We start from the raw sequence: 11,135 nt of genomic DNA on the forward strand, positions 1-11,135 counted from the left end.
GGCGAGTCTAAGCCGTCGCGGCTGCGGTGGCCTTGGGGCCGAAGCGGTAGATGCCGTCCTTGCCCAGCTCGCGCCGCACCTGGCCCGCGAACCAGAGCAGGTGCAGGTGCGCCACGGTCTCGCCCATTGCGAAGGTCATCTGGTGCAGGTCGAGTTCGCGCTTGAACAGGATCGGCAGGCCCTCGGCAGCCGTCAGCGCGCGTGCCGTGCAGGCTTCGAGCAGCTCCGCGAGGCGGTCGCGATGGTGCTCCTGCAACTGCTTGACGCGGCGATGGATGCCCCGGAACGGCTTGCCGTGAGAGGGCAGGCCCAGCGTGTCGGCCGGCAGCGACTTGAACCTCTCGATGCTGTCGAGAAAGAGGCGCAGCGAGTTCGCCTCGGGCTCGCCCGCATGCACGCTCACGTTGGTCGAGATGCGCGGCAGCATCATGTCGCCGCCCAGCAGCAGCTTGAGCTCGTCGCAGTACAGCGAGATGTGCTCCGGCGCGTGGCCGTAGCCGCTGATGCAGCGCCAGTCGTGGCCGCCGATGCTCACGACGTCGCCGTCGAGCATGCGCACGAAGCTGTCGGGCACCGAGGGCACCATGTTCGCGTAGTAGTTGGTGCGCGCGCGGATCTTGGCGACCGCCTCGGGGTCGGTCAGGCCGTGCGAGGCGAAGAAGCGAGCCGCCTGCTCGCCGCCGGCGAGGGTGTCGCCGGCGGTGCTGAGCACGCGGGCCACGTGGTAGTCGGTGGAGCTGATCCACAGCGGAGCGTTCCAGCGCTTGCACAGCCAGTCGGCCAGGCCGATGTGGTCGGGGTGCATGTGCGTGACGATGACGCGCAGGATCGGCATGCCCTGCAGCTGCGTCTCGAACACCTGCTCCCACTGGGCGCGTGCCTCGTCGCGGGCGATGCAGCAGTCGACCACCGTCCAGCCTTCGACGCCGTCGATGCTGTCGCGCAGCAGCCAGAGGTTGATGTGGTCGAGCGCAAAGGGCAGCCGCATGCGGATCCAGCGCACGCCGGGCGCCACTTCCAGGGTCTGGCCGGGCTCGGGCAGCGTGTCGCCGAGCGGGTAGTGGAGTTCGCGTTCGAGGAGGTTCATGTAAGATTGACGTTTACGTAAACGTCATGAGTCAAGGGCTCCATTGTAGGGATCGCGGAACAAACCTGCTGTCGCGCCCGTAACGCCCCCGAATGGAGCCTTTTCCCGCCACCGTCGTCATGCCCGCGCAGACCTTCACCATCAGCCAGCTCGCGAAGGAGTTCGATCTCACGACGCGGGCGATCCGCTTCTACGAGGACATGGGCCTGCTCTCGCCCGAGCGCGCCGGCCTGCAGCGCATCTACAGCACGCGCGACCGTGCCCGGCTCACGCTCACGCTGCGCGCCAAGCGCCTCGGCCTGAGCCTGACGGAGGCCAAAGATATCCTCGACATGTACGACAGCCCGCGCGACACCGTCGCGCAGCTGGAAAAATTTCTCGGCGTGCTGGGCGCCCACAGGGCCCAGCTGGAGGCGCAGCTGGCCGAATTGCAGGCCAACCTCGCGGAAGTGAAGGAGCACGAGAAGAAGGGGCGGGCGACGCTCGCCAAGGCACAGAAGGCCGGCAAGGCCTCCAGACCGGCCGAAGCCAAGGCCTGATACACGACTCATCGACAATAGCCGACTATGTCCGACAAATCCGATACCCTCGACGACCTCTTCGCTCACAACCGCGCCTGGTCCGCCCAGATGGAGCGCGACCGGCCCGGCTTCTTCACCAGCCTGGTGAAGCAGCAGACGCCGCGCTACATGTGGATCGGCTGTTCCGACAGCCGCGTGCCCGCGAACCAGATCACCGGCCTGGAGCCGGGCGAAGTGTTCGTGCACCGCAACGTCGCCAACATCGTGGTGCACTCCGATCTCAATGCGCTCTCTGCGATCCAGTTCGCGGTGGAGCACCTGAAGGTCGAGCACATCATGGTGGTGGGCCACTACGGCTGCGCGGGCGTGAAGGCCGCGTTGAGCGGCAAGCGCATCGGCCTGGCCGACAACTGGATCCGCCACATCCAGGACGTGCGCGACCGCCACCACGTGATGCTCGAGAGCCTGCCCGACGAGGATGCACGCGTCGACGCGCTGTGCGAGCTCAACGTGGCCGAGCAAGTGGTCAACGTGGCGGTCAGCACCGTCATGGTCGATGCGTGGGCGCGCGGCCAGAAGGTGAAGATCCACGGCTGGACCTTCGGCGTGCACGACGGCCTGCTGCAGGACCTGGGCCTGAGCGTGGACGGCACCCAGCCGCTGGACGCCGCCTACAAGGCCACGGTGCAGCGCATCCGCCACAAGTGGAGCAAGCCCGGCGAAGTGGTCCGGTCGATCGGCGCGCAACCCAAGGCCGAAGGCTCCAGCCAGGCCTGACGCCGAGCGGCCCGCCGCCTTCCCGCCGCACCTTCGCCCGTCATGTTCCCGCAGCGCCTCGACTCGCCGCTGGCCTACGACATCGCGAAGGCGATGATGGACGGCTTCAACCGGCACTACCGGTTGTTCAGGGCCGAGTCGGCGCGTGCCAAGCACCGCTTCGAAACCGCCGACTGGCACGGCCAGCAGCGCGCGCAGCGCGAGCGCATCGAGTTCTACGACCTGCGCGTGAGCGAGGCCGTGGCCCGGCTCGAGAAGGAGTTCAAGGCCGGCGACCAGCCCATGGACGTGTGGCACCAGGTCAAGCTGCACTACATCGGCCTGCTGGTGGACCACCACCAGCCCGAGCTGGCGGAGAGCTTCTTCAACTCGGTCACCACGAAGATCCTGCACCGCGCGTACTTCCAGAACGACTTCATCTTCGTGCGCCCGGCCATCAGCACCGAGTACATCGAGCCGCGCGGCGCACCCACCTATCGCCCCTACTACCCCAAGCCCGAGACGCTGGCCGACACCATCGAGCAGATGCTCGACGACTTCGCGCTGCTCGGAAACTTCGCCGACAAGCGGCGCGACGCGCGGCGCGTGGCGCACGTCATCCTGAACCGCTTCCACCAGGTCAAGCTGCGCGCCAACTTCCAGCTGCAGGTGCTGTCGGGCCTGTTCTTCCGCAACAAGGGCGCCTACGTGGTCGGCAAGATCATGAACGGCTTCACCGAGCTGCCGTTCTCGCTGCCCATACTGCACGACAGCCACGGGCGCTTCTACATCGACGCGGCGCTCTTCGGCGAAGACGACCTGCAGATGCTCTTCAGCTTCGCGCGCGCCTACTTCATGGTCGACATGGAAGTGCCCTCGGCCTGGGTGCAGTTCCTGCGCTCGCTCATGCCGCGCAAGCCGCGCGCCGAGATCTACAACGCGCTGGGCCTGGCCAAGCAGGGCAAGACGCTCTTCTACCGCGACTTCCTCTCGCACCTGAACTACTCGAGCGACCGCTTCCGCATCGCGCCCGGCATCAAGGGCATGGTCATGCTGGTGTTCGACCTGCCGTCGTTCCCGTTCGTGTTCAAGGTCATCAAGGACTTCTATCCGCCGCAGAAGGACACCACGCGCGAGCAGATCAAGGGCAAGTACATGCTCGTGAAGCACCACGACCGCGTGGGCCGCATGGCCGACACGCTGGAGTACAGCGACGTGGGCTTCCCGCTCGACCGCTTCGAGCCCGAGCTGATCGAGGAGATCCGCAAGTTCGCGCCCAGCCAGCTCGAGATCGGCGACCGCGACGGCAACGGGGAAATGGAAGTCGTGGTCAAGCACGTCTACATCGAGCGGCGCATGATCCCGCTCAACATCTACCTGCAGGAAGCCTTCGACACGCTGGCCAATCCGGAAAGCCCGGCGCATGCGAAGCGCGCGAAGGACCAGCTCGAGCACGCGGTCGTCGAATACGGCAACGCCATCAAGGACATGGTGGCCGCCAACATCTTCCCCGGCGACATGCTCTGGAAGAACTTCGGCGTCACGCGCGGCGGCAAGGTCGTGTTCTACGACTACGACGAGATCGAATACGTCACCGACTGCCAGTTCCGCAAGGTGCCCGCGCCGCGCAACGAGGAAGACGAGATGAGCGGCGAGATCTGGTACTCGGTAGGCCCGAAGGACGTGTTCCCCGAGACCTTCGAACCCTTCCTGCTCGGCAACAAGGACGTGCGCGCGGCCTTCATGGCGCACCACGCCGACCTGCTCGACGCCGCCTTCTGGCAGCACCACAAGGAACGCATCCAGGCCGGGCAGATGCTCGACGTGTTCCCGTACGAAGAGTCGCAGCGCTTCCAGCACGAAGGGCACGCGACGCATTTCTGACCGATCGTTCCCCTTTCTTTCCGATTCCGCTTCCACATCACTGAATTACCGAAGGAGACCACCATGTCCGAATCCATCGTCATCGTCGGCGCCGCCCGCACCCCCATGGGCGGCTTCCAGGGCGACTTCACCTCCCTCTCCGCGCACGACCTGGGCGGCGCGGCCATCAAGGCCGCCGTCGAGCGCGCCGGCATCGCGCCCGACAGCGTGGGCGAGGTGCTCTTCGGCAACTGCCTGATGGCCGGCCAGGGCCAGGCGCCGGCGCGCCAGGCGGCCTACAAGGGCGGCCTGCCCGACAGCGCGGGCGCGGTCACGCTCAGCAAGATGTGCGGCTCGGCCATGAAGGCCGCGATGCTCGCGCACGACCTGCTGCTGGTCGGCACGCACGAAGTGATGGTGGCCGGCGGCATGGAAAGCATGACCAACGCGCCGTACCTCATGCTCAAGGGCCGCGGCGGCTACCGCATGGGCCACGACCGCATCTTCGACCACATGATGCTCGACGGCCTGGAAGACGCCTACCAGCCCGGCCGCAGCATGGGCACCTTCGGCGAGGACTGCGCCGCCAAGTACAAGTTCACGCGCGAGCAGCAGGACGCCTTCGCCATCGCCAGCGTCGAGCGCGCCAAGAAGGCCACCGACACCGGCCTCTTCAAGGACGAGATCGTGCCCGTCACCGTCAAGGGCCGCGGCGGCGAAACCGTGATCTCGGTCGACGAGGGCCCGGGCAAGGTCAAGCTCGACAAGATCCCCACGCTCAAGCCCGCGTTCAAGAAAGAGGGCGGCACCATCACCGCCGCGTCGAGTTCGTCGATCAACGACGGCGCTGCCGCGCTCGTGATGATGACCGAGTCGCACGCCAGGAAGATCGGCGCCAAGCCCATCGCCCGCATCGTCGGCCATGCCACGCACGCGCAGCAGCCCGAGTGGTTCTCCACCGCGCCCGTCGGCGCCGTGCAGAAGCTCTTCGCCAAGACGGGCTGGAAGGCGCGCGACGTCGACCTCTGGGAAGTGAACGAAGCCTTCGCCGTGGTGCCGATGGCGCTGATGCACGAGCTCGACGTGTCGCACGACATCGTCAACGTGCACGGCGGCGCCTGCGCGCTGGGCCACCCGATCGGCGCCAGCGGCGCGCGCATCATGGTCACGCTGATCCACGCGCTGAAGGCACGCGGCAAGACGCGCGGCGTGGCCACGCTGTGCATCGGCGGCGGCGAAGGCACCGCGGTGGCACTCGAATTGCTATAAGAACAATGGCTGGGAACGCCTAAGGAGAGGCGTTCACCAGCCTTTTTCATTCAGACAACCCGAACGAACAATGCGTAGAGCAGGAGTTTTCATGCGCCCATCCATCCACCGCACCGCCATCGCCGCTGTGCTGGCCACCGCCTTCGTGGCGGGCACCGCCCTGGCCCAGAAGCGCGACAACGTGCTGTTCCAGGCCGCCACCGACGAGCAGCCCGCGGTGATCAAGACGCTGGAGAAGCTGGTCAACATCGAGACCGGCACCGGTGACGCCGAAGGCATCGCCGCTGCCGGCAACTATCTCGAGGGCGAACTCAAGAACCTCGGCTTCACCGTCACGCGCAGCAAGTCGGCCGGCCTCGTGGTGGGCGACAACATCGTGGGCAAGATCAAGGGCCGCGGCGGCAAGAACCTGCTGCTGATGTCGCACATGGACACCGTCTACCTGAAGGGCACTCTCGCCAAGGCGCCGTTCAAGATCGAAGGCGACAAGGCCTACGGCCCCGGCATCGCCGACGACAAGGGCGGCAACGCGGTCATCCTGCACACGCTCAAGCTGCTGAAGGACTACGGCGTGCGCGACTACGGCACCATCACCGTGCTGTTCAACACCGACGAGGAAAAGGGCTCCTTCGGCTCGCGCGACCTGATCCAGGAAGAAGCCAAGCTGGCCGACTACGTGCTCTCCTTCGAGCCCACCAGCGCCGGCGACGAGAAGCTCTCGCTGGGCACCTCGGGCATCGCCTACGTGCAGGTCAACATCACCGGCAAGGCCTCGCACGCCGGCGCCGCGCCCGAGCTCGGCGTGAACGCGCTGGTCGAGGCCTCCGACCTCGTGCTGCGCACGATGAACATCGACGACAAGTCGAAGAACCTGCGCTTCAACTGGACCATCGCCAAGGCCGGCAACGTCTCGAACATCATCCCCGCCAGCGCCACGCTGAACGCCGACGTGCGCTATGCACGCAACGAGGACTTCGACGCCGCCATGAAGACGCTGGAAGAGCGCGCGCAGCAGAAGAAGCTGCCCGAGGCCGACGTGAAGGTGATCGTCACGCGCGGCCGCCCGGCCTTCAATGCCGGCGAAGGCGGCAAGAAGCTGGTCGACAAGGCAGTGGTCTACTACAAGGAAGCCGGCGGCACCCTGGGCGTGGAAGAGCGCACCGGCGGCGGCACCGACGCGGCCTACGCCGCGCTCTCGGGCAAGCCCGTGATCGAAAGCCTGGGCCTGCCGGGCTTCGGCTACCACAGCGACAAGGCCGAGTACGTGGACATCAGCACCATTCCGCGCCGCCTGTACATGGCCGCCCGCCTGATCATGGACCTGGGCGCCGGCAAGTAGGAAGAAGCACTAAGCAAGACGAGCAAGAAAGACAGGAGACAACGCCATGCTGCTCAGCGCAGACCAGGAAGCCATCCGCGACGCGGTGCGCGACTTCTCGCAAGCCGAACTCTGGCCCAACGCCGCGAAGTGGGACCGTGAGCACAGCTTTCCCAAGGAAGCTCACCAGGGCCTCGCGGCGCTGGGCGCCTACGGCATCTGCGTGCCCGAGGAGCATGGCGGCGCCGGCCTCGACTACCTCACGCTCGCGCTGGTGCTGGAGGAAATCGCGGCCGGCGACGGCGGCACCAGCACCGCCATCAGCGTGACCAACTGCCCCGTCAACGCCATCCTCATGCGCTACGGCAACGCGCAGCAGAAGAAGCAGTGGCTCGAACCGCTGGCGCAGGGCCGGATGCTCGGCGCCTTCTGCCTGACCGAGCCGCAAGCCGGCAGCGATGCATCGAGCCTGCGCACCACGGCGCGCAAGGACGGCGACGCCTACGTGATCGACGGCGTGAAGCAGTTCATCACCAGCGGCAAGAACGGCCAGGTGGCCATCGTCATCGCGGTGACCGACAAGGGCGCGGGCAAGCGCGGCATTAGCGCGTTCATCGTGCCCACCGACACGCCCGGCTACAACGTCGCGCGGCTGGAGGACAAGCTCGGCCAGCACAGCAGCGACACCGCGCAGATCAACTTCGACGGCTGCCGCATTCCGCGCGAGAACCTGATCGGCGCGGAGGGCGAGGGCTACAAGATTGCGCTCGGCGCGCTGGAAGGCGGGCGCATCGGCATCGCCGCGCAGAGCGTGGGCATGGCGCGCAGCGCCTTCGACGTGGCGCTGGCCTACGCCAAGGAGCGACAGGCCTTCGGCGGCTCCATCTTCGACCAGCAGGCCGTGGGCTTTCGTCTCGCCGAATGCGCGACGCAGATCGAGGCCGCGCGCCAGCTGATCTGGCACGCAGCGAGCCTGCGCGACGCCGGCCTGCCCTGCCTGAAGGAAGCCGCCATGGCCAAGCTGTTCGCCAGCGAGATGGCCGAGCGCGTGTGCAGCGCGGCCATCCAGACGCTGGGCGGCTACGGCTACGTGAACGACTTTCCGCTGGAACGCATCTACCGCGACGTGCGCGTGTGCCAGATCTACGAAGGCACGTCGGACATCCAGAAGCTGCTGATCCAACGCGCGCTGGCGTGATGTGAAAGAGTGCCGCGGGCTTGCCCTCTCGGCACAAGGGCCGCGAGGTGTTCCAATGCAGGTCTTCATGAGTGCACCCGATCCCCAATCCAGGCCCTGCCCCTGCGGCCGAACCGACCGCCGCGACAAGCCCGTCGCCTATGCCTTGTGCTGCGGCCGCTATCTGGACGATTTCCCGAACACGCCCGCGCCCGACGCCGAATCGTTGATGCGCTCGCGCTATTCGGCCTTCGTGCTGGAGCGCGGCGAATATCTTCTGGCCACCTGGCACGCGTCCAAACGCCCGGCCTCCATCGAGTTCGAACCGGGCGTCAAGTGGCTGGGGCTCGACATCCGCTCGCGCTCCGTGCTCGACGCGGACCATGCCGAAGTCGAGTTCGTCGCGCGCCAGCGCGGCCCTTCCGGCGCTGCCACGCGCCTGCACGAGCGCAGCCGCTTCGTGCGTGAGGACGGGCGCTGGTACTACGTCGACGGCGACCTGCAGTAACAACCCCGGGTTGACGCGCCGGGCCGGGGCTCGCACAATCGGCCCCGCTCCGGGGTGCACGCAAGTGGCGTGCTGAGATGGCAAAGCTGCCGACCCGCGAACTTGATCCGGGTCATACCGGCGTAAGAAGAGCTGCACTCCCTGACTCCGGTCCGTCACTCCCCCTTCCGTGACGGGCTCCCCGAAGTCCACCGAGCGATTGCGGAGCACCCTTTCCCTCAACAAGGAGTGCCTCCGATGAATGCCCCCGACAAGTTCACTTCGCTGCTTTCGCTGACGCGCGAGCCTTTTCCCGCGTCGCACAAGTGCGTGATTCCGGGCAGCCGGCCCGACCTGTTCGTGCCCGTGCGCGACGTGCAGCTGACCAACGGCGAGACCGTGTCGCTCTACGACACCTCCGGCCCGTACACCGACCCGAAGGTCGAGATCGACGTGCGCCGCGGCCTGCCCGACGTGCGCGGCGCGTGGATCGCGGAGCGCAACGACACCGAAAGCTACGAAGGCCGCACGCACCACGCGCTGGACGACGGCGCCAAGAACGAAGACCGCGACGCACAGCGCCTGGCCGAGCTGCGCGCCGGCGCTTCCGCGCTGCAGCGCACGCCGCGCCGCGCGAAGTCGGGCGCCAACGTCACGCAGATGCACTACGCGCGCCGCGGCATCGTCACGCCAGAGATGGAATACGTGGCCCTGCGCGAGAACGGCAAGCGCGAGTGGATGGCCGAGTACCTCGCCAACGAGGAGCGCGCGAAGCGCGTGGCGGGCAACCCGATGGGCGCGAGCATTCCGCGCATCATCACGCCAGAGTTCGTGCGCGACGAGGTGGCGCGCGGCCGCGCGATCATTCCCGCAAACATCAACCACCCCGAAGTGGAGCCGATGGCCATCGGCCGCAACTTCAAGGTGAAGATCAACGCCAACATCGGCAACTCGGCCGTCACCTCGAGCATCGAGGAAGAAGTCGAGAAGCTGGTGTGGGCCATCCGCTGGGGCGCGGACAACGTGATGGACCTTTCCACCGGCAAGAACATCCACACCACGCGCGACTGGATCGTGCGCAACAGCCCCGTGCCGATCGGCACCGTGCCCATCTACCAGGCGCTCGAAAAAGTGGGCGGCGTGGCCGAGGACCTCACCTGGGAGATCTACCGCGACACGCTCATCGAGCAGGCGGAACAGGGCGTCGACTACTTCACCATCCACGCCGGCCTGCGCCTGCCCTTCATCCACCTGACGGCCAACCGCATGACGGGCATCGTGTCGCGCGGCGGCTCGATCATGGCCAAGTGGTGCATCGCGCACCACAAGGAGAGCTTCCTCTACACGCACTTCGAGGACATCTGCGACATCATGAAGGCCTACGACGTGAGCTTCTCGCTCGGCGACGGCCTGCGCCCCGGCTCGGGCGCCGATGCCAACGACGAGGCCCAGTTCGCCGAGCTGCGCACGCTGGGCGAGCTCACGGAGATCGCGTGGAAGCACGACGTGCAGACCATGATCGAAGGCCCGGGCCACGTGCCGATGCACATGATCCAGTCGAACATGGACGAACAGCTCAAGCACTGCCACGAGGCGCCGTTCTACACGCTGGGCCCGCTGACCATCGACATCGCGCCGGGCTACGACCACATCGCCAGCGCGATCGGCGCGGCCATGATCGGCTGGGCCGGCACCGCGATGCTCTGCTACGTGACGCCGAAGGAGCATCTGGGCCTGCCCGACCGCGATGACGTGAAGCAGGGGATCATTGCCTACAAGATCGCCGCGCATGCTGCCGATGTGGCGAAGGGGCATCCGGGGGCTCGGTCGCGGGACGATGCGCTGAGCAAGGCGCGCTTCGAGTTTCGGTGGCAGGACCAGTTCAACCTGGGGCTCGATCCCGATACTGCGCGGGAATTCCACGATGAGACGCTGCCCAAGGATTCGAGCAAGGTGGCGCACTTCTGCTCGATGTGCGGGCCCAAGTTCTGCTCGATGAAGATCACTCAGGAGGTGCGGGAGTACGCTGCTCAGAAGGGGGTTGCCGAGGCTGCGGTTCTGGCTGAAGGGATGGAGGAGAAGTCGAAAGAGTTCATGGCTGGAGGGGGGGAGATGTACATACCTATTCGGTCCGTCTCTTGAGTTGTTTTCCGGGGCCGGGACTCGCCCCGGCGGGCGACCTACTTTTCTTTGCTTCGCCAAAGAAACGTAGGCAAAAGAAAGGCGACCCCACTGTCTGCGACCCCTGCGCTTCGCTCCGGGGCAACCTGCGGTGCTCGCGTTTCGCGGGGTCTCGCAGAACTCGCTTCGCTCAAACAGCTGCGAGCCCTTGTCCGCGAAACGCTGCGCTCCTCGGCGCAGCCAGAGGGGAGGGGGACAGCCGGGCCATCGCGTTGCTCGGCCACCAGGACACAGCAAGCGCTTCGCGCCTACCGTGCTTGGAATGAGGCGCTGGGTTGATTGAAGCTGTCGCGATTGGATTGAGATTTCGGGCCGAGCGAAGCGAAGGCCAGTCCAAGCTGTTCGGCGGCCGAGCGCAGCGATGGCCTGCTCGGTCTCCAACTCCCTTCTGGCTGCGCCGAGGAGCGCAGACGTAGGAGGGATAAGGGCCGCAGCTGTTTGAGCGAAGCGAGTTCTGCGGACCCCCTCCTACGTCG

Annotated in this window: 9 protein-coding genes and 1 riboswitch; of the genes, 8 read left to right on the forward strand and 1 reads right to left on the reverse strand. The window is 66.5% G+C overall.

Annotation, left to right across the window (positions count from 1 at the left end):
• Positions 1 to 7 precede the first annotated feature (7 nt).
• Positions 8 to 1,087 carry an MBL fold metallo-hydrolase gene (locus FHT32_RS34280; protein WP_176668991.1) on the reverse strand — a complete coding sequence of 360 codons (1,080 nt, stop codon included), beginning with the start codon at positions 1,085 to 1,087 and terminating at the stop codon, positions 8 to 10.
• 119 nt (positions 1,088 to 1,206) lie between these two features.
• Between FHT32_RS34280 and FHT32_RS34285 the strand changes: the two genes are divergently transcribed.
• The 8 genes from FHT32_RS34285 to thiC all read left to right on the forward strand — a co-directional run bounded on the left by FHT32_RS34285 (position 1,207) and on the right by thiC (position 10,620).
• A complete protein-coding gene (locus FHT32_RS34285; RefSeq protein WP_176669001.1) occupies positions 1,207 to 1,626 on the forward strand; it encodes a MerR family DNA-binding transcriptional regulator in 420 nt (139 codons plus the stop codon).
• A gap of 27 nt (positions 1,627 to 1,653) precedes the next feature.
• The gene (gene can / locus FHT32_RS34290; protein WP_176668992.1) at positions 1,654 to 2,385 is read left to right on the forward strand and encodes a carbonate dehydratase; all 732 of its coding nucleotides are present in this window, start codon (positions 1,654 to 1,656) and stop codon (positions 2,383 to 2,385) included.
• Positions 2,386 to 2,427: 42 nt separating this feature from the next.
• The gene (gene aceK / locus FHT32_RS34295) at positions 2,428 to 4,248 is read left to right on the forward strand and encodes a bifunctional isocitrate dehydrogenase kinase/phosphatase (protein WP_176668993.1); all 1,821 of its coding nucleotides are present in this window, start codon (positions 2,428 to 2,430) and stop codon (positions 4,246 to 4,248) included.
• A 63-nt stretch (positions 4,249 to 4,311) separates the two neighbouring features.
• Positions 4,312 to 5,496, forward strand: coding sequence for an acetyl-CoA C-acyltransferase (locus FHT32_RS34300; RefSeq protein ID WP_176668994.1), 1,185 nt, complete (start codon positions 4,312 to 4,314; stop codon positions 5,494 to 5,496).
• Positions 5,497 to 5,587: 91 nt separating this feature from the next.
• Positions 5,588 to 6,835 carry a glutamate carboxypeptidase gene (locus FHT32_RS34305; protein ID WP_176668995.1) on the forward strand — a complete coding sequence of 416 codons (1,248 nt, stop codon included), beginning with the start codon at positions 5,588 to 5,590 and terminating at the stop codon, positions 6,833 to 6,835.
• 46 nt (positions 6,836 to 6,881) lie between these two features.
• A complete protein-coding gene (locus FHT32_RS34310; protein ID WP_176668996.1) occupies positions 6,882 to 8,012 on the forward strand; it encodes an acyl-CoA dehydrogenase family protein in 1,131 nt (376 codons plus the stop codon).
• Positions 8,013 to 8,079: 67 nt separating this feature from the next.
• Entirely contained in the window at positions 8,080 to 8,499 is a 420-nt protein-coding gene (locus FHT32_RS34315; protein ID WP_176668997.1) for a YchJ family protein, read from the forward strand.
• Positions 8,500 to 8,539: 40 nt separating this feature from the next.
• Positions 8,540 to 8,645, forward strand: a riboswitch (TPP riboswitch).
• Positions 8,646 to 8,736: 91 nt separating this feature from the next.
• Positions 8,737 to 10,620, forward strand: a complete 1,884-nt coding sequence (gene thiC, locus FHT32_RS34320; protein ID WP_176668998.1) for a phosphomethylpyrimidine synthase ThiC — start codon at positions 8,737 to 8,739, stop codon at positions 10,618 to 10,620.
• Positions 10,621 to 11,135: the final 515 nt, after the last annotated feature.

The sequence above is a fragment of the Variovorax sp. SG517 genome, assembly GCF_013376045.1.
Taxonomy (GTDB): Bacteria; Pseudomonadota; Gammaproteobacteria; order Burkholderiales; family Burkholderiaceae_C; genus Variovorax.

Coding starts and splice junctions, on each gene's coding strand:
- FHT32_RS34310 (WP_176668996.1), top strand. CDS start 6,882: ATGCTGCTCAGCGCAGACCAGGAAGCCATCCGCGACGCGGTGCGCGAC.
- FHT32_RS34300 (WP_176668994.1), top strand. CDS start 4,312: ATGTCCGAATCCATCGTCATCGTCGGCGCCGCCCGCACCCCCATGGGC.
- can (WP_176668992.1), top strand. CDS start 1,654: ATGTCCGACAAATCCGATACCCTCGACGACCTCTTCGCTCACAACCGC.
- thiC (WP_176668998.1), top strand. CDS start 8,737: ATGAATGCCCCCGACAAGTTCACTTCGCTGCTTTCGCTGACGCGCGAG.
- FHT32_RS34280 (WP_176668991.1), bottom strand. CDS start 1,087: ATGAACCTCCTCGAACGCGAACTCCACTACCCGCTCGGCGACACGCTG.
- aceK (WP_176668993.1), top strand. CDS start 2,428: ATGTTCCCGCAGCGCCTCGACTCGCCGCTGGCCTACGACATCGCGAAG.
- FHT32_RS34305 (WP_176668995.1), top strand. CDS start 5,588: ATGCGCCCATCCATCCACCGCACCGCCATCGCCGCTGTGCTGGCCACC.
- FHT32_RS34315 (WP_176668997.1), top strand. CDS start 8,080: ATGAGTGCACCCGATCCCCAATCCAGGCCCTGCCCCTGCGGCCGAACC.
- FHT32_RS34285 (WP_176669001.1), top strand. CDS start 1,207: ATGCCCGCGCAGACCTTCACCATCAGCCAGCTCGCGAAGGAGTTCGAT.